Annotated in this window: 13 protein-coding genes; 8 read left to right on the plus strand and 5 right to left on the minus strand. The window is 43.3% G+C overall.

Going from position 1 to position 20,082, the window contains the following annotated elements; all coding sequences use genetic code 11:
- Window positions 1-73: 73 nt before the first annotated feature.
- From ACYVNW_RS03950 to ACYVNW_RS03970, 5 genes are all read left to right on the plus strand, one after another.
- On the plus strand, window positions 74-1,939 hold the full coding sequence (locus ACYVNW_RS03950) for a glycoside hydrolase family 2 protein (protein WP_460678542.1): 1,866 nt from the start codon (window positions 74-76) through the stop codon (window positions 1,937-1,939).
- Between the two features lie 602 nt (window positions 1,940-2,541).
- The gene (locus ACYVNW_RS03955; protein ID WP_460678543.1) at window positions 2,542-3,432 is read left to right on the plus strand and encodes a glycosyltransferase; all 891 of its coding nucleotides are present in this window, start codon (window positions 2,542-2,544) and stop codon (window positions 3,430-3,432) included.
- Window positions 3,433-3,532: 100 nt separating this feature from the next.
- A complete protein-coding gene (locus ACYVNW_RS03960; RefSeq protein WP_460678544.1) occupies window positions 3,533-4,765 on the plus strand; it encodes an MFS transporter in 1,233 nt (410 codons plus the stop codon).
- A 158-nt stretch (window positions 4,766-4,923) separates the two neighbouring features.
- Complete coding sequence (gene uxaC, locus ACYVNW_RS03965; RefSeq protein WP_460680996.1) at window positions 4,924-6,330, plus strand: glucuronate isomerase; 1,407 nt, start codon at window positions 4,924-4,926, stop codon at window positions 6,328-6,330.
- A 147-nt stretch (window positions 6,331-6,477) separates the two neighbouring features.
- Window positions 6,478-7,653, plus strand: coding sequence for a chondroitinase-B domain-containing protein (locus ACYVNW_RS03970; RefSeq protein WP_460678545.1), 1,176 nt, complete (start codon window positions 6,478-6,480; stop codon window positions 7,651-7,653).
- 95 nt (window positions 7,654-7,748) lie between these two features.
- Here ACYVNW_RS03970 and ACYVNW_RS03975 read toward each other — a convergent pair whose 3' ends face one another.
- A complete protein-coding gene (locus ACYVNW_RS03975) occupies window positions 7,749-10,172 on the minus strand; it encodes a glycoside hydrolase family 2 TIM barrel-domain containing protein (RefSeq protein ID WP_460678546.1) in 2,424 nt (807 codons plus the stop codon).
- Between the two features lie 276 nt (window positions 10,173-10,448).
- Complete coding sequence (locus ACYVNW_RS03980; RefSeq protein ID WP_460678547.1) at window positions 10,449-11,483, minus strand: LacI family DNA-binding transcriptional regulator; 1,035 nt, start codon at window positions 11,481-11,483, stop codon at window positions 10,449-10,451.
- Between the two features lie 327 nt (window positions 11,484-11,810).
- Between ACYVNW_RS03980 and ACYVNW_RS03985 the strand changes: the two genes are divergently transcribed.
- The 3 genes from ACYVNW_RS03985 (at window position 11,811) to ACYVNW_RS03995 (ending at window position 15,467) form a co-directional block, all read left to right on the plus strand.
- Window positions 11,811-12,173: a cupin domain-containing protein gene (locus ACYVNW_RS03985; RefSeq protein WP_460678548.1), complete on the plus strand. Its 363-nt coding sequence runs from the start codon at window positions 11,811-11,813 to the stop codon at window positions 12,171-12,173.
- Between the two features lie 37 nt (window positions 12,174-12,210).
- On the plus strand, window positions 12,211-13,398 hold the full coding sequence (gene uxuA, locus ACYVNW_RS03990; protein WP_460678549.1) for a mannonate dehydratase: 1,188 nt from the start codon (window positions 12,211-12,213) through the stop codon (window positions 13,396-13,398).
- Between the two features lie 137 nt (window positions 13,399-13,535).
- Window positions 13,536-15,467: a 7TM diverse intracellular signaling domain-containing protein gene (locus tag ACYVNW_RS03995; protein ID WP_460678550.1), complete on the plus strand. Its 1,932-nt coding sequence runs from the start codon at window positions 13,536-13,538 to the stop codon at window positions 15,465-15,467.
- A gap of 35 nt (window positions 15,468-15,502) precedes the next feature.
- Here ACYVNW_RS03995 and ACYVNW_RS04000 read toward each other — a convergent pair whose 3' ends face one another.
- The 3 genes from ACYVNW_RS04000 to ACYVNW_RS04010 form a co-directional block, all read right to left on the minus strand.
- Entirely contained in the window at window positions 15,503-18,199 is a 2,697-nt protein-coding gene (locus tag ACYVNW_RS04000) for a glycoside hydrolase family 2 TIM barrel-domain containing protein (RefSeq protein ID WP_460678551.1), read from the minus strand.
- Window positions 18,200-18,769: 570 nt separating this feature from the next.
- Window positions 18,770-19,639 (minus strand): YitT family protein, encoded by an 870-nt coding sequence (locus tag ACYVNW_RS04005; RefSeq protein WP_460678552.1) that lies wholly within the window; start codon window positions 19,637-19,639, stop codon window positions 18,770-18,772.
- 11 nt (window positions 19,640-19,650) lie between these two features.
- Window positions 19,651-20,034 (minus strand): hypothetical protein, encoded by a 384-nt coding sequence (locus ACYVNW_RS04010; protein WP_460678553.1) that lies wholly within the window; start codon window positions 20,032-20,034, stop codon window positions 19,651-19,653.
- Window positions 20,035-20,082 lie beyond the last annotated feature (48 nt).

The raw sequence follows: 20,082 nt of genomic DNA on the forward strand, positions 1-20,082 counted from the left end.
TATATTACGGTAATAAATGATTAAACATTTCGTTTTCGAACACGTATTAATGCAGTATTTGAATTTTTGAAATATGGAAATTGCAGAAGACAATCACCCTAATTATAGTTTAACCAAAAGCCGCGAGGAGGGATTTTACGAAGAAGATCATATCAACCCTTTACCGCGTGCAGTTATCCGCCCTAATTCGTTCAGCCTGTTGGATGGAGAGTGGAAATTTGCAACAGACCCTAATAACCGTGGTCTTACCGAAAACTGGTTTGTGAGTTATGATTACCCTGGCACTGCAAATTGGCCGGGCAGTGTGGAAACACATATGGCTAAAGCACAGCCCGAAGGTAAATCATGGCAGGATAATGTAATTGTTTGGTACGAACGAAGCTTTCCGTTGCCTGAGCTGGCCGATGGAGACGGTTCGCCTCGGGCGCAGCTACAGCTTACTTTTGGTGCCTGTGGTTACGAAACCATGGTTTGGCTGAATGGCCGCCCCTTAAAAACCATTGAAGGCGAAGATATGCATGTGGGGGAATATACCTCATTTTCATATGAGTTGGACGAAGCTGTACTACAGCCCATTAACCGCCTTACAGTACGTATTGCCAGCACCATGGATGCTGATACCACTCGTGGTAAACAAGAATCATTGGTATACAAACGCGGTGGTATATGGTACCAAACCTATACAGGCGCGGTGCGTAGCGTATGGCTGGAAAGTGTGGAGCGTAACCGACTGCGTTCGCGCGTAGGCGTAGTAAGTGTAATTGAAGATAACCTTGTCCGTTTCACTCTTACCACCCGTATTCATGATCCCGGTGCTTATACCATAAAGCTGAAAGTATATAACCGCCACCAAAATGTAGCCACTGATGCACCTATCGCTACTGATGAGTATCAGTTATTATTAGAAGCCGGGGAAAAGCAGCAGCGTCTGGTCATAGAAGTACCCGATGCCAAGCACTGGTCGCCAGAGTCGCCGCACTTGTATCGTTTGATTGCAGAATTGGTGGACAGCAATGGTTACAGCGCAAAAATTGAATCGCATTTTGGTATTCGTAAAATAGAAGCGCGGGGTAACTGCATATATTTGAATAACAAATCGGTTTATCTGGATGGTATATTGTACCAGCCTGGTATTGCCAGCTACGAAGAGATCAAACGGCATATGTATGCCATGAAGGAACTGGGCTGTAATCTGGTGCGCATCCATATTGCCGGTGTAGATCCGCGTATATATAATTTGGCAGATAAGCTGGGGATGCTGCTTTGGGTAGAGGTGCCAAGCCCGCATCGTTCTACTGCTAAAAGCCGGGCCAATCACCGTGCCGAATTACTGCGAATGCTGGCTATGATTTCAACTCATCCGTCGGTAATAATCTGGAGCCTGTACAATGAGGATTGGGGGGCACAGGATATTGCCACGAATCCCGAAACACGGGAGTACATTATTGAGCAATATCATTACATGCAAATCGTTCATCCGCAGTTTATAGTGGTTGATAATGATGGCTGGCAGCACATCTCGCACGAGGGCCGCTTAAAAAGCGATTTATTAACCGTACATATTTATACGCCGGAACTGGAACAGTGGAAAAAAACGCTGGATAACCTGGTAAGCGGTCAGCAAGTGGGTGTGGCGGCATTTCCGTTAATTGTTGGCGATCCGTTCTTCTACCGTAAGCAAGTGCCGTTGCTGGTAAGCGAATGGGGCGGTTTCGGTTTCGCTGATTACGGTGGCCCGCAAAGCAAGGAAGAGCGTACTAAAGATATTGCCGCCTATAAGCAGGAACTGCGTAAACGCCCGATTGCCGGAGATGTGTACACGCAAGCTACTGATATTGAAGATGAAGTAAATGGTATTATAGATTTTACTACGGGTAAGTTAAAAGTACCGTCAGGCTTGCTTAAATCCACTAACATAAATTCTGATTCAGAGGATTAAGTCACTTTCTTGAATATCGCGCTTTTCCACCTGTTTGTGGATCAACTTGCGATGTGTAATATGGCCCGCTGCTTATTAATCTATGGGGTTGGTAAGAAGCGAGCCATATGCTTTAGTTAGCATTTGTGTATCACCTTTTCAGGTACCCGGCCTATACAATCACTGATTTAAATATTATACAGTTTTTAATTTTTAAGAAAGCTTTTTATGGGATTATTAGCACCGGAAAATACAATAACTGCGTATAAATACGCATTATAGTGGGTTTTTATACTAAAGTTTAACTCAAAAGAAAACGGGGTATAGTTTCTGTTAGATTAATCAAAATCTCTTACAAATCATTTATACCCCGTATGAAGACCCTATCAAAATCATGCCCTTCAAATCTACTATGCTTTTCACATTTACGCTGGAATTTCGTTTTTCAGCGTCCCCAACATTTGTTAACCCGTTTCGCTGGTTACTTAAATGTATACTATATTGAAGAACCTATTTTTGACGCTGAAAAAGCTTATATATCATTCTCAACACAGGAAAACAATATAAAAGTTGGTGTTCCTCATCTACCTCAGGGATTAAACCCGCAGCAAGTTAATTTTGTAATGACTGCTCTGATAGATCAGTTTTTGGCGGGTAAGGATATGGATGATTTTGCTTTTTGGTATTACTCACCTATGGCGCTTGCGTTTACTGAAAAGCACATCCCGCGTGTAACCATCTTTGATTGCATGGATGAACTTTCGGCCTTCAAGAATGCGCCTGTAGAGTTAAAAGAGCAGGAAAGAAAATTAATGCAGCGCTCTGATGTAGTATTTACCGGAGGTTACTCGCTTTACGAAGCCAAAAAGAATCGCCATGCCAACATACATGCTTTCCCGAGCAGTATTGAAAAAGAACATTTTCAAACAGCCCGGAATGCGGCCGCCGAGCCAGAAGATCAGCGTAATATTGAAGGCGTCAAATTGGGTTTTTACGGCGTTATAGACGAGCGCTTTGATATTGACTTGATTAAAGGAATTGCCGATGCCAAACCCGAATGGCAAATTATTTTGCTGGGCCCGGTGGTAAAAATTGATCCGGCAACGTTACCTCAAAACAGTAACATACATTACCTGGGTCAGAAAAGTTATAAAGAATTACCGGCCTATCTTTCCGGCTGGGATATAGCGCTTATTCCTTTTGCAATGAATGAGTCTACACAATTCATTAGTCCAACTAAAACGCCTGAATATTTATCAGCAGGTAAGCCGGTGGTTTCTACGCCTATTAAAGATGTTATCAGGCCATACGGTAATCAAGAACTGGTTTATATTGCCAAAAATTCCGAGCAATTTGTACAAGCCATCGAGCAGGAGTTAGCCGTTACCGACAAATCGAAATGGTTAGCCGAAGTTGATGAGTTCCTGGCTGACCAGTCATGGGATCAAACTGCCGAAGATATGTTATTGCACATAAATAATGCTGCAAGCCGCAAGTATTCAATTGCCAGCTAAATTACATTGATTTACATGGCTGTATATTTAATTGCGGCCATGTAAACCATTTTAAATTCAACCAGGTTCAAAGTATTACGCTTAACAACAACACAGTGCAATGGCTGAACCTAAAAGCAGAGCCGGTATTAAAGCCTTAAACTGGCTGAATTTTTTTGCGGCAGATATCAGTACCGGTGTTGGCCCCTTCCTGGCCGTTTTTCTTACCGCCAACCAGCACTGGAAAGCAGGGCAAATCGGCATTGTTTTGTCTGCCATGAGTTTTTCGGCGGTTATCACACAGTCTATTGCAGGCTATGTGGTGGGCAAAACCAAATATAAACGCATCCCTATTATCATTGCCACCATTGTATTGGGGGTATTATCTTTTTCTATTCCGTTCTTCCCATCATTTAAGTATATCCTGTGCGTGCAAATAATAATGGGAGTCGCATCCGCATTTTATATGCCTACGCTGATTGCGCTGGCAGCCTCGTTGTCTGGTAAAGGTGAGTTTGATGGCGTAATCAGCAAAAATCAAGGCTTTAACCATGCAGGTAATGTAATAGCTGCAATTTTTATTGGTGTTGTTGGCAAGTATACCCATAACGAAGGTATATTTTATTGCTTGCTTACCTTAGCGGTCTTCTGTGTGATTAGCGCATTGTCTATTCCGCAAAATCAAATCAAGCAGTCCGCTTTACCGTCTTCAGAAAATGGCAAAAAAGAAATGTCATTCAAAGAGGTATTTAAATACAAACCTCTGCTTATTTTTTTGCTTACAGCTTTCAGTTTTCATTTAGCCAATGGCGCATTATTACCACTGGTGGGGCGTGATGTTTCTTTAGGTCGTAGCTCAAATTCATCGCTTTACCTCTCGGCTTGTGTAATAGTAGCGCAACTGGTGATGGTACCGGTATGCTATATCTGTGGTAAGCAGGTGCATAAAGGGCGAAAATGGCTGCTTATTATTGCGTTTACTATTTTACCCATCAGGGCTTTGTTGTACACCGTTAGCGCAAATCCGTATTATCTAATTTCGGTTCAGGTACTGGATGGTATAGCGGCTGGTATATTCGGGGTGGTTTCAATCCTGATGGTGGCTGACTTAATGGGTGAATCAGGTTCTGCAATTTTCGCCCAAGGGTTATTGGTTACCGTGGCAGATTTGGGCGGCTCGTTGAGTAACGTGATGTCGGGTTTCATTGTAGATGCCGCCGGCTTTACTACAGCCTTTATTGTATTGGCTTGCATTGCAGCAGGTGCTTTATTGTTGTTGTGGTTAGCCGTACCCGAAACGCTCAATTTCACAGAGCAAATCCCTGAGACAGCAAGGGCTAGGAGCCAGCGGTAACGATTGCGTGAATAATAAAGCCGGATTGTTTGGTAAACTGTAGGGTCAGTATTAAATTTAGCCGGCCTGGCAACATTTACCGCCGAGCAAACCATTGCCAAACCTATGTACTGTCAACTTCAAATCATCGGTAAAAATAACCGGTTAGCTGATACATGATGAAAAACTTTTTAGACGAGAATTTTTTACTGCGAAATAAAACAGCCGAGCATTTGTACCATACCTATGCCGCTGCCATGCCGATTATAGATTACCATTGCCACCTTGACCCTGCACAAATGGCCGGTAAAATCACCTTCAAAAATCTGACTGATGTTTGGCTGCGCGGCGACCATTATAAATGGCGGGCCATGCGGGCCAATGGTATTGCTGAGGAGTATATTACCGGGAACCGTACCGATTGGGAAAAGTTTGAAAAGTGGGCAGCAACTGTCCCTTATACGTTACGCAACCCGCTTTACCATTGGACGCACCTGGAATTGCAACGTTACTTTGGCATCCATGAGCTGTTGTCGCCTGAAACCGCCAGAACGATTTATGACAGTTGCACTGAGAAACTGCAAACACCTGCATATTCGGTACAAGGTTTGGTGTCTAAAATGAATGTAAAGGTGATTTGTACCACTGATGATCCTGTTGATAGCCTGGAATATCACCGCCAATTAAAGCAGAGCAACTGGGGCACTAAAGTTTTTCCGGCCTTCAGGCCCGATAAAGCTATGAACCCCGATGATGTTGCGGCATCGAATCAGTACATTGATCGGTTGGCAGCAGTAAGCGATATTCATATTGCTGATTACAGCGATTACCTGAAGGCCCTAAAAAGCCGTCATGATTACTTCGCCCAAAATGGCTGCTGTGTATCAGACCATGGTTTGGAGCATATTTACGCCGAAGATTATACAGATGAGGAGGTAAAAGGCATCTTCAACAAAATTCGCTCAAAGGTTGAGTTAACAACTGTTGAAGCGTTGAAGTTCAGGTCGGCATTGCTTTATGAGTTTGCCTTATGGGATCATGAAAAAGGCTGGGTGCAACAATATCACTTAGGTGCATTACGTAACAACAACATCAGGGCTTTTCAATTGCAGGGGCCCGATACCGGTTATGATTCTATTGGTGATTTTAAACAAGCCATGAGCTTGTCCAAATTTTTGAATCGCCTGCAAAGTACAAACCAACTGACTAAAACTATTTTGTATAACCTTAACCCGGCCGACAATGAGTTGATGGCCACTATGGTAGGTAATTATAATGATGGCAGTGTGGCCGGTAAAATACAATTCGGCTCGGCCTGGTGGTTTTTGGATCAAAAGGAAGGGATGACCCGGCAATTGAATGCCTTATCATCCATGGGGCTGCTGAGTAAACTGGTGGGCATGCTAACTGACTCGCGCAGTTTCTTGTCTTTCCCACGCCACGAATACTTCCGCCGCCTGTTATGCAACCTATTTGGCGAAGACATTGAAAACGGCGAGTTGCCTGATGATGTGGAATGGGTCGGAAAAATTATTAAAGATATCTGTTATTACAATGCGAAAGCTTATTTCCCTTTTAATGAATAAGAACAGTTGATTAGCAAGCAGGTGTGCTCTATCTCCCGAGATAAAATGTTAGTTATCAAGCAGAAGTGACAATTTTCACTTAAACGTTTTCGTAAATTTTCATTCAGTAAACGGCATCACAGGGTATGGCAATAAGTACATTAGTGCATGAAAACCATTGCTTTACTACTTTTCTTATGGCTGGGCCAGGCTGCTGTATTTGCTGAAACCTATACTATACATACCCAACAAGAGTTCAATATGGCAACGGCTGCAGTTCAGCCTGGCGATGTCATTGTCATCGCCAATGGTACTTATACCGGCTGGAGTGTAGATGTACCCACCATAGGCACAGCAGCACAGCTCATTACAATTAAGGCAGAAGAGGAAGGAAAAGTAATTCTTACTGGTAATAGTACTCAAACCATCTTTAAGCTTACAGGGAGATATACCACTTTAAGCGGTATCACTTTTACCGCTTGTAAGCTGATTAGAGCCGATAAGCGGTCAGGCGTTTTAGTTGAGCTAAATAAAAGCACACAGTGTCGCATTACGCAATGCAGTTTTACACAAAATGAAGCAACTATACAATATACGCCTTTGGTCATTGTATCGGGCAATGGTCAAAGCAACAGGATAGACCACTGTAATTTTGTGTCAAATCTTAATAATCAGGAAGTGCAGGTGAAGGTCACTAAAGAGGATTACCCTTTACACACGCTGATTGATCATAACCTGTTCAAGGATAAAGCTCACGTCACCTGGCCCAATTCGAACGGCGGCGAATGCGTGCAGATAGGGCAGGACCCCGTACTGCTTGGCACCATAGCCCCACTTACTACCGTGCGCGATAATCACTTTGTTAAATGCAACGGCGAACCTGAAGTTATTAGCAACAAATGCTCAGGTAATCAGTACATCAACAACGTTTTTGAAAATTGCGAAGGCGAACTGGTGATGCGTGGCGGCCACGATTGCCTGATTGATAGCAACACCATTAGCGGCGGTATTGGCGGTTTACGTATAAACGGAACCGGCCATACAATAACACATAACAAAATAAGTCAGGTAAAAACCGGCATACGCCTGATGTACGGAATGGCTAAAGGCAAAGAAGAAATTGGCTTTTATATTGCAGCGGCAAATTGTACCATTAAAAACAATGTAATCGAAAATTGCACTACCGCCATCCTGGTTGGTGACAGCAAGAATGCAGATTGGACAGGTAAGTTTGATACTCAACGCTATCCTTCACGCACTACACAGGATGTGGGGCCTGCGGATAATCAAATTGCGGATAATAAATTTGCCGGTAATCAAGCTAATGTCGTTACCAACAGATAACAAAGTTTGGTAAGGTAGCTGCAGCCGTAAAAATAGCAGCAAACTTTTACCTGCCATCTCACGGGTATTGCAGCAAACTACGAACTAACCAACAATCATAGTTCAACAAATGCGGTTGGTAAACCAGGTGATTGTACACCTACTACACTTTTGCCGCCATTGTTTTTTACCTGTATCAACGCACGCCCGTTAGCGGCCTGAATTTTACGCGAGCCATGGCTTGTTCCCAAGTCGTCCATCAAAATGCCATCGCCGCTTATTGAGAAATATATCCAATTGGCTGCATTAAGGCAGGGCGTTTGTTTAGCATCTACTAACTTGACTTCTATGGTGCTTATGCCTTGCGCTGTGCTGATTGCTTTAAGCTGAAGTTGTGCCGGTTTGTTCCATTTTTTGGTTTGGTAATATTGAGTCAAAGTATCAATCACCACAGATTGGCCGCGATGTGCTATAACTTTCAAATGGTTTTCACCTTCTTTTAGGGGCACCATCCAGCGTAGGCCGGCGGCCGGATAATCTTGGCTGTTGCGCATTTTCGTACCGTAGCTCTTACCATTTACCAGTAGTTCGGCTTGTTCGCAGTTAGCGTACACTTTTATCATTTTCAATTCGCCCTCATCACCCCAGCGCACAGGCCAGTTATTACCGAAAATATGGGCCATTGGTTTTTCTGACCAGTAAGATTGTACCACATAATAAGCTTCCTTTGTAGTTAGATCACTTTGCACCACGCCTTTCTGGTTCATGTAAGGGATAGGGTTATCTGGTCGCAGTGGGGTGGAAAAATCTTTAAATGTCCAAAAAGCAGAACCTGTTAAGGACGGCATGGTTTCTTGTTCCTTTAAATGCCAATCAAACAGGTTACAAATGTAACTTTCCGTCCAGTTGCCGTCTTTAGCAGCAGTAATCTTTGTTTTGCCTTTGAGTAGTGTATCAGCCGGGTAGGCTTTGCCATGGGCGATAATGGTGCCTGGTGGGTTAACATCATCTGCTTCATCAAAGCGCCCGGCATGGCTATCGCCACCCCATTCGGCATGAAAGAAATGATTTACTTTAGGAATTTCGTCTTTTGTAAACTTTTTGTATTGAGTATACACACCTTTGTACCAGCCTGCCCAAATAGAAGGCGAATACACGTCAGGTATGTCTTTACAAAAATCGCAGCGGCGTATAGTGGTTTTACGTGATGGGTCCAATCGGTGAGCCAAATCGTTTTGCGACTTCATAAATGTCCTGATTTTCTCTTTGTCAAATTCCGGAAAGTCGCCTTCCCAGTCATTTTCGTTGCCCAGGCCCCATAAGATAATGGAGGGATGATTGTAGTGCTGCTCAATCATGTGGGTAAGCATTTGCTGCGCCTGTGCCTGGTAAGTTTCGCCGCCCAGGCCACCACGGCACCAAGGCTCTTCTTCCCAGACCAGCAACCCTAAGCTGTCGCAAAGGTTGAGTACAATGCGTGATTGTTGGTAATGCCCCAGCCGGATAAAATTAGCCCCCATGTTTTTAATTAGCTGCATCTCCTGCCTAATCATATCTTCGGTCATGGCTGCAGCCACACCGGCATGATCTTCGTGCCGATGTGTACCGCGCAACAACAAGCGTTGACCGTTTAAATAAAATGGACCTTTATCAGCAAATTCAAAGCTACGAAATCCCACTTTTTCGGTTTTGGTGTAAGGTTGATTGTTGATGGTATAATTCAGCTTGACAGTATATAGTACCGGGTGCTGGGGCGACCATAGCAGCGGGTTGTTAAGTTTAATTGTTGCCAGTGCCTGGTTTTCATTTGCAGAAGGCGCTATATTTTTTAATTGCCGAACAAGTTTACCAGCCGGGTTGTACAGCGTGATTGTACACAATGGGGCTTGATTTTGCTGCGGATTGTAAAAGCGGGCTTTAATATCGATGGTACCTGTCTTATCTTTAATATTCGCAGCGGCAAATATATCCTCAACCGAAACAGCCGGTGTGTAAACTAAATTAAGGTAGCGATAAATACCTCCATAGACGTTAAAGTCTGACAGTCGGGAAGGTATGCTCTCCACATCGCGCGAGTTATCACAACGAATCTCAACAGGTATTTTACCTTTGAATTGTTGGGTATAAGCTTGCGTCTTTTTGAAATTTTCGATAGCTTCTGTTAAATCTACAGTCCATTCGTCGTACCCGCCATTATGGGAAGCAACCTTGGTCGTATATACATAGACTTCGGTCTTTTGTCCGGCACCTTCAAAGTGCAGTAGGGTGCGTCCGTTGGTGTAGGGGTTCTTTACCTCAATTTGCGTGCGGTACCAGCCCGGTCCTTGGTAGTAATTTAAGTCAGGGTCATAAGCATCGCGGGCGTTAAAACAGTGAGGCAGGGTTACGCTTTGCCATTGCGGCACAGTTTCAGGACCATCTTTAGTAATTGGGCGTACGGCTTCCCAGATACTGCCCAGATCCTGGCGCAAAAATTCCCAGCCATTGTTTAGCCTTATGCTTTGCTGCGCAAAAGATGGTTTTGCAAGAAGAAATAGCACAAAAAATAAAAATAACCTTGCTTTGTACGGCTTCACTTTAATGTTCAATAAATACATTACCTGCCAGAGATAAATAACTCAAACAGAAAGTAATAATGTGAGTGAAATAATTGGTTTACAGCTCAAACATGCTGACTTATGTGTTCAAAAATATCAGCAATGTCTGGCTATAAGTCATCCAAAGACGGTTTTATTTACGACATCGTTTTCGAATTCGTAATGTTTTCAAGGCATAGAAGAAGGGTATCTCCTTGTAGTAAGGGGCAGTAAACTTTCTTAATTTCTGGCTGCACTGGAATCTCGTATTACCAGTTGGGTAGGCAGCACACGTGTTTCAAAATGATCAACCGGACGCTTGCGCTGAATTAGGTCAATCAGCATTTGGGTTGCGGTTTTACCTATTTCAAAACCGGGTTGATAGATAGTGCTCAGGGCAGGATTCAGTACTTCGGCCTGAGCCGTATTGGTAAAGCCGATTAGCCCGATATCCTGCGGTATTTTAACTTTTAATTTGTGCAACAAGGCCAGCGTAGTGGTTGTGATACGGTCGGAGGCAGTGAATATCGCATCGGGGCGCTCTTTCAGGCTCAATAATTCCGTAAGTGCATTTTCAATTTCTTCTGTCAGCTTACCGCCGTGGGGGCAATATTTGATGTAATCGTCATCCACCTCAATTCCTTGGTTGGTTAAAGCTTTTTTGTAACCGGCCAGTCGCTCGCCGGTAATAGAAGTATTTGCTGAGCTGGTGATATGGGCAACGCGCTGATAACCCGATTCAAGCAAGTGCGCAGTGCCCTCATAAGCACCGCCAAAGTTGTCGGCAATCACCTTATGGGTATCCAACTCATTGCTGATGCGATCAAAAAAAACAATGGGCAAGCCTTGAGAATGCAATTTCTTTAAATACTCTATATCATTCGTTTCAGTAGATAGGGAAATCAGCAGCCCGTCAATAGACCGGTAGGTGAGGTGATTAACGTTGTTTACTTCCAGTTCAAATGATTCGTGGGTTTGTGTGATAATTACATTATACCCGTTCTGATAAGCAACCGATTCAATCCCGTTTATAACCTGCGCAAAAAAATGATTATCAATAGTAGATACCACAATACCGATGGATTTGCTGTTGCCTTTCTTCAAGCTTTGTGCAATCGGGTTAGGCCGGTAATTATGAGCGTCGGCATAATCAGTTACCCTTTTTTTGGTGGCGGCGCTTATCTCATAGCTATCGCGCAGTGCCTTTGATACCGTCGATACAGACAGCTTTAACGCTTTCGCAATGTCTTTAATAGTAATCGCCTCGAAATTCATAACTGGTATTTGGCCTGCAATACTCAATGCAAAGTAAGCAGGTAAAATTGATGCTTTAAATATATGATAAATTTTGTCAATTAACCGAGGATAGCTTTGCTGTGTTAACCTTTTGCTAACCTAAAATTTATGATGTGAGGGAATGCTTTTTGAAATAAATCGTTATTGAACAAGTCAGTAAATAACTTACAAAGTTCCTGTTGATTCACACATTATTACTAAAACGTTTGCGTAAATAATACTGCCTGTAAATGTTAAATTCAACAGAAATTGCATGTAATATTGAGTGGTCTGTTGCAGGCCAGCACTAATTAAAAAACTATTCGAATGATTTCAAGTGCCTTATTTCAAGAGGGAGTGCAAACCCAATGGCAGGATGCCGCCCCGGGTATACAGCGCCAACTATTAGGCTATGATGAAAAACTGATGCTGGTAAAAGTAAAGTTAGAAGCAGGCAGCGTGGGCAGAATGCATAGCCATCCACATTCGCAATCTACCTATGTAGAAAGCGGTGTGTTTGAGATTACTATAGGCGAAGCGAAGAAAGTGATCAGGGCAGGCGATGGCTATTATGTGCCGCCTTACACCGAGCACGAATGCACTTGCATAGAACCAGGAGTGCTTATCGATAGTTTCAGCCCTTGCCGGTGGGATTTTTTATCATCCGATCACAACCAATTTACGTTATAAAACTTTAGTTTAATGATTAAAATCTATACACCTTGATATGAGTTTAGAGCAAACGTGGCGCTGGTACGGGCCTAATGATCCGGTAAGTTTGTCGGACGTACGGCAGGCCGGGGCTACAGGCGTAGTTACGGCACTGCACCATATTCCTAACGGCGAAGTTTGGCCGGTAGAAGAGATACAGGAGCGCAAAGAAGTTATTGAAGCCGCAGGTTTAACATGGTCGGTGGTAGAAAGTGTGCCGGTGCATGAAGATATTAAACGACGAACCGGTAATTACCAGCGGTATCTGCAAAACTATCGTCAAACCTTACTGAATTTGGGTGCGTGCGGTATTGATATTGTGTGCTACAACTTTATGCCGGTGCTTGACTGGACACGTACCGACTTGGATTTTCTGATGCCGGACGGTTCTACAGCATTAAAGTTTGATGCTGTTGCGTTCGCTGCTTTTGAATTGTTTTTATTAAAAAGACCGGGAGCCGAAGACCTATATCCGCAAGATGTTCAAGAGAAAGCTAAAGCTTATGCTGATCGGTTAAGCGAAAGTGAAAAAGAAAAATTGATTCGCAATATTATTGCCGGTTTGCCAGGCGCTGAGGAAGGTTATACGCTGGAGCAATTTCTTGAAGTGCTGGCCGGCTACAACGGCATTGGCCCGACTGAGTTGAAAGCCAACCTATTTTATTTTTTACAGCAGGTGATACCTGCAGCTGAACAGGCAGGTGTATTGATGTGCATTCATCCTGATGACCCACCTTATCCGATACTGGGCTTGCCACGCGTGGTAAGTACTGAACAGGATATTTTGGATATATATCATGCTGTAGATAGTTTCAATAACGGACTTACCTTTTGTACCGGCTCTTTTGGCGTTCGGCCGGACAATGATTTGCCTGCAATGGTAAAGCAATTGGGCGGGCGCATCCATTTTATACACTTGCGCAGTACACAGCGAGATGCTGAAGGAAGCTTTTACGAGGCAGACCACTTGGCTGGCGATGTGGATATGTACGAAGTAATGAAAGCCTTGCTGGAAGAACAGCAAAAGCGAAAAGCGGGTGGCAGTAAACACCTTCGCATGCCCTTCAGACCTGATCATGGGCACAAAATGCTGGATGATTTACATAAAAAGACCAATCCCGGTTATTCGGCTATTGGCCGCCTGCGTGGCCTAGCCGAACTGCGTGGCCTGGAGTTAGGAATTATAAAAGCTTTAAAGCTGTAAAGTGATGTTTCAGCCGAATGCTCAATGCATCCGGCTGAAACATTTTGTTAAAAATAAACCAATACGTTTATTGCAATTAGCCGCCCGGTTTAGCGCAATAAATTCGATGATAAACCAATTATAAAATTTTTGTCCGAATGATTAGGGCCGTAATATACTATGTGGTATTGCTGCTGCTTTGCAGCCGCATTTGTGCCGCACAACAGCCAATTGCAATCAACGGTGATTTGTTGGAGCATATTTTTGTTAACAAAGAAATTAAATACTTGGAAGATGCCGGCGACAAATTGAATATCCAGCAAATCAGCAGTTCGGCTTATCAAAACCGGTTCAAATCCAATAAAGATTTTTATCCTAAAAACTATAATCACCATTGGGCTTACTGGTACAGGGTGAAGCTAAAATTCCCAGCAAAGCTGCCTTATAACAGTAGCATGTTTGAGTTTTTTGATCAAACGACTGATGAAGTCACTGCTTACCTTCCTGAACCGAATGGCGGCTATAGAGTGGAACATGCGGGAGAAAACCTGCTTTTCGACAAACGCCTGTTTAAACACAAGAATTTTGAGTTTCTGATCACTAATCTTTCCCCGGGAGAGCATACCTATTATTTCAAGATCAAATCCAAAAACAGAGTAAATGTTATTATCGTGTATCGCACATTTAAGCGGTTCATCTACTATACACTATCTGAGTATATGATTTACGGGCTTTTTTATGGCATGATCATCATTTTCTGCCTTCACAACCTTTTAATGTACCTGGCTGTAAAGCGGCGCCAATACCTCATCTATGTATTATATATCATCAGTATTGGCCTTTATGAGATGAGTGTAGACGGGATTGGTTTCCAGTACCTGTGGCCACAATGGCCGGAATTGAATGATTATGTATACGGCATTGCCTTGTATTGCGTAAGCTTATTTGCCTTAATTTTCACCCAAGAGTTACTGCAAGTAAAAGCCCGTCATTTACGTTTGTATCGTCTCATTAACGTAGTTATGCTACTGCGTACGTTGTTTTTTGTATACTGCCTGTGTTTCAACCGCGGCATGTTTATGCTGAAATACCTGGAATTCGTGCCATTGGCATTGGCATTTTACACCGGCATCACCATCTACAGAAATGGGTTTAAGCCGGCTCGTTTTTTTGTGGTGGGATATTCGGTATTATTTACGGGATTTTTAATTAAAGGAGCGTATGTGCTTGGCATCATACGTTTCTTGCCGGCACCTGCCGGGCATTATAGTATTACCATCAGCTTTGTAATCGAAATGATATTTTTATCCTTTTCCATTGGCGACCAGATCCGCATTCTACGCCGCGATAGCGACGAGGCCAAAGAGGAAGTGATACACCAGATGAAAATTAACGGCGAACTTAAAGATACACTTAACCGCGAACTGGAGCAGCAGGTGCAAGACCGCACCCGCGAGGTGGTAGAACAGGCGAAAGATATTCATAATAAAGCCGCAATCATTGAGCAGCAGAACGAAAGCCTGCTGCAGGTCAACCTGATACTGGAGCGACAGGCTGAAGAAATATGTAGGATGAATGTACTGTTGGAAAAAGACAACACCCAGCTCAAAACTCGTATTGCCAGTGTAACTGATGCCAGGGCGCTTTCAGCTGAATTAAGCTTTGAGGAATTTTGCACTAATTATCCTGATCCGGAAGCGTGCTATAAATTTCTGGGTGAATTAAAGTGGGCTAAGGGATACCGGTGCCTGCGCTGCGAAAACACCAAATACTGCAATGGAAGGGCTGCTTACAGCCGCCGCTGTACCAAATGCGCCTATGAAGAATCGGTGCTGCTAAATACAATCTTCCATAATACCCGCATTCCCATTATCAAAGCCTTTTACCTGGTGTATTTGATGTTTAACAGCAAAGGCAACATTTCTTCGCATCAGCTTTCCGAAAAGCTATCGTTGCGGCAAAGCACATGCTGGGCTTATGCATCAAGAGTAAAGCGTGCTATGGAAGACCAACGAAAACACCGAAGGAAGGGCACTAAAACTGGCTGGGCCAGCCTGGTACTGGAACCGGAAATGTCTGTGAAAGAATAAGTAATTATGTATTTAAACAGGCGCAACATATAAATTTATAACACACGTCTTATCTGCAAGGCATTTAGCACCGGTTCTCCTTTTACAGCCTCAAAGCGGATGGTGATGCCTTTTCCGCCGATTATATTTATGGGCAGCTTCTTGCTTATTGCCCAAGCATAGCCGTATTCAGCAGCTAAATTGAAATTTTTTAATACTAACTGGTTATTCACATATACATTGAAGATACGTTCTTTAAACGCAGCCGTGTGATTGGTGGTGCCAGTGCTTAGGTTATATGGCAAATCTTTAGCGCGTCCGCCTTCCAGTTCTGCAAAGTGCAGGGTAAGTTCATACTGTCCGTCGTGCACATCCATCCGGTACTGCTCAATACCCGTTTGCTGGGTTTGGTAAACCGGGTCATTGTCTGTTCCGGCAATGGCCTTATCAGAGCCGTAACTTTGCCGGCCGTTAGCCATTTGGTAGGGGTGACCGCCAATGCTCCCCCAACCTCCGGTTTGATAAGGCTGATCGGGCTGCCAAAGCTCCTGGGTCAATTCATCGGTAAAATATCGCTTGGCTCCAAGTAAAATGTTTACTCCATTAAATTGCGCTAATTGTTCATCCAAAGTATTATACTGGCCCACAAAAGTAATTTTCAGCATATCCTGGTAAGCATGACCATCATCATTTTCAGCAGCTATCAGTACGTTACTGCCGCTATTGAAAGGTACCTGAAAGATAAACTTATGCGCCTGCGCTTCGCCCTGTATAGCTTTGCCGTTTGCAGTAAGTGTAACACTTTTCAAATTGCTGAACACCGTTACCGGCTGCAGGTAAACACCATTAGCATTAGCCGGACCGCCAACCAAAGCAGGGGAGGCAATTTTTAAAAACGGTTCTTTCAATAATGCAGCCTGGTAAAAATAATAAGGTTCTTTCAGTTTACGATCCCAGGTGAGCAGGCCTTTATTATTGATGTGTGGCATGGTTTCCTCCCGGCTTTCTGAGTTAAAGTCGGCCAAGTTCCAAACTGCGCCACCTGCCACAAAGGATCGGCTTTGTATATCCTTTAAATAAACTTCGTGATAGTAAGTGGCATACTCCACGCTCTTGTCAAACCGGATAGGTTGTACGGCATGGATGCGCTCATCGGCATCGGCGCCATATTCAGTAACCAACATTGGTTTTTGCGGTAATTGCCGGTGGTGCTGATCCAGAAATTTACCAAAACCGTTAATATCGCCTCCGTACCAGCCCTGGTACAAATTCCAGCCTACAACCATAGGTATGCTGGTTAAGCCTGTGCGGTTATATAAATTGAAATCGCCATGGTTGGCAATCATTGTATACCGATAAGGATCCTCTTTACGGCAGATACTATCCAAACTTCTGGCCAATTCAGCTACATGGTTAAAGTACTGCTGCTGTCGAGGTTTGTCGTGCTGAAATTTGGGTTTGAGCAAAACCTCATTCATGTAAGCCCAAATAACCACACTTGGATGATTGAAGTTCTGATTAATCATTTCATGCAGCATGTGACGGCAATTTTCACTAAATGCCGGTGATTCGGTAATGGCATTTACCACCGGTATTTCTACGGAAGCAATGATGCCCAGTTTGTCGCACATTTCCAGAATAGCAGGGTCTTGTGGGTAATGGGCCACCCGCAAATAGTTGCCCCCCATTTGTTTCAGCAGTTCCACATCGCGAATGTGTAGGGCTTGAGGCAGGGCATTCCCTAAATCTTTATAATCCTGATGGCGGCTGGTGCCAATGAGTTTGCAGGGTTTGCCGTTGAGTATAAAGCCGCTATCGGCATTAAAGGTAAACCACCGTAAGCCCAAAGGGTTTACTGCCTCATCCAATATCTCACCGGTTTTGTTGTTTTCTAATCGGGTAACCACCCGGTACAAGTACGGGTGTTCTGGCGACCATAACTGAGGCTGAACAATGGGTTTTAAATTCTGTATGGCTTTGATTGTCTTACCTGCGGGTACTGCTATCGTAGCTCGCTGTTCGGTAACTGTCTTACCCGAAACATCATATATTGCAGTAGTTACACGCACCTTTCTTGGTTCTGTGCTGCTATTGGTCAGGCTGTTTTCAAGCTGAACTACGGCTTGCCCGGAGTTTACTGTAGGCGTAGTAATGTGTACTCCATTACCACCATACGCCTGAGTCGCAAAGTGAATCGGGGGTGTAGTCTCCAGAAATACATCACGGTAAATGCCGCCAAAAAAAGTAAAATCAGCAGTAAGGGGCGGAATGTTTTCATTGTAACGATTATCAACCCGCACTGCAACTTCGTTCTCCTGTCCGGCTTTCAAATAGGGTGTTACATCAATTGAAAACCCTGTGTAACCGCCGTTGTGGCTGCCCGCTTTTTTACCATTGATGTAAACTTCGGCCTGCTGGTTTACCCCGTTAAAGCGCAGAAATGTTTGTTGGCTTTGTGTGGGAAGGTTCAGGTAGATTTTTTTTCTGTACCAGCCAATGCCCCGGTAGTAGGATTGTTCGTCGCTCATTACATCGGCTGCATTCCAGGTATGGGGTAGGGTAACGTTAGTCCATGATTTCACTCGCGCCAAATCAGTATACTGTTGCGAATTGGAATCCAATATAAATTGCCATTTATCATTTATGCTGATTACTGAATGTCCGCCCTGGGTTGTTTTCGCAGGCTGCGCATATCCATTAAAAGCCAACAACAAAACATAAAAGGTGAGCAGCGATAAAAATTTCTTTAACATAGTAGATGCAGACGGTAACTTAACAAAACCAAAGTAAGGGTATTGTAACTGGTCGGGCAAATAAAAAGTTTAGGCTTGTGGTGTGAGTTTATTTACAGGCCATAAATTCTTAATTGTTGATGTAAAATTAGTTGCATGACAATAAAAAACAAGTAAAATTAATTATAAGTAATTGATAATTAATAATTTGTGTATAGACTTGATGCGGTTAATGCACAATGCAAAAGTCAATGAAACTGCCCTCAGTTATTTATAAAACAATTTTGCGATACCCAGGCAGTTATTGGGTGATACGGTTTACGAACAGTAAAATAAATTTTAAATAGTTGTTAAGCAAGCTTTAAGCAAAGGCTCTTTCAATACTTATGATAGGTGTATTTAATCGCTTAATGAGATTTAAATTAGAAGTAACAAAATGACTCATCATGCAACGAGTGCTATTAATTTGATTTACCGCAACATGCTAACCTATTATGAAACCTGCTTCTCTATCAAATATGCTGTGAGAAATTAAGCATAAAAAAGCCACCTTAGGGTTAAGGTGGCCGGTACCGTTATGGTGCAATTTTATTAATGCCGTGCGCGGCGTTTTAACACACCGCCGGCTGCTTCTTTTATAGTACTGGTAAATACAAATGCTTTCTCATCGATCTCATGTACCATGTTGCGGAGGCGGCGTACCTCAAAGCGGGTAACTACGGTAAATACAATATCAACCGGATGGCTGACATCAAAGCTGTTTTTCAAAAAGCCACGCTCACCTTTATATACGGTAATACCACGGCCCAGGCCCATTACCAAGCGTTCTTTCACCAATTCGCTCTGGCCCGAAATAATGGTGACACCTGTATATTCTTCCAAACCCTCGATGACAAAATTAATAGTACGCGAGGCGGTATAATAAGTGAGTATAGAATATAAAGCAGTAGGCAGACCTACTTCATAAGCCGCAATCAAAAATATTACAACGTTAATGCCTAATATAATTTCGCTGATGGTAAAACTAATGCGTTTACCTGTGTACAGGGCCAGCACTTCGATACCGTCCAGCGCACAACCACCGCGCATGGCCAAGCCTACGCCTATACCCATAAAAACACCACCGAAAATAGAAACCAATAATTTGTCAGATGTAATTTCGGGGTAAGGGATGAACTGCAAACATAAACCTAACCCTATCACTGCCGCGAGCGTTTTGTATGCAAACTTACGGTTTACTTGGAAGGCACCCATAATAATGAAAGGAATATTGACCAGTACAATCACATAGGCAATGTTTACCTCATACAGTTCATGGATTAACAAGGAAATACCGGTTACGCCGCCATCGAAAAAGTTATTGGGTACCAAAAAACCTTTAAGCGCAAAGCCGCAAAATAAAATGCCGATAACGGTATATAAGGTGTCGGTAAGCCAATTTGGTAAGTTCAGACCTTTCATTAAGGGCAAACTTACTTAATTTTAGCTTTCAGCAAAGCCAAATGTGCTTCTTTTTTAGCCTGCCTGCGCTGTAGGGCAGTTTGAGTAAAGTATTGATGATTTTCTAAAAAGCGTATCTGCATCATGTTCCATTCATCTTCAGTTTTTAAAATGCCAGCTGTTTGGAGTTCTTTGAAAAGCAGGTTGCCGATAGTAAAAAAGTCGTCACGGCCCAGATAGTCTAAATCTGCATCGGCAAGAATTTTATCCAGGTGGCTCTTGGGTGTTTGGGGTAGGTGAGTAGCCATAATCATTTGGTATATCTGGCTGATTTCTTCATCCGTATAGTTAAAGCCCGGCAGCAGTTTCTCCACTATCAGGCACGATTCAACTTCATGATTGGCCGCTGCTTTCAAAAAGCTGGCATCATGATAGGCGGCGGAGTAAGCAATAAATTCAGTTCT

It is taken from the genome of Mucilaginibacter koreensis (genome assembly GCF_054783355.1).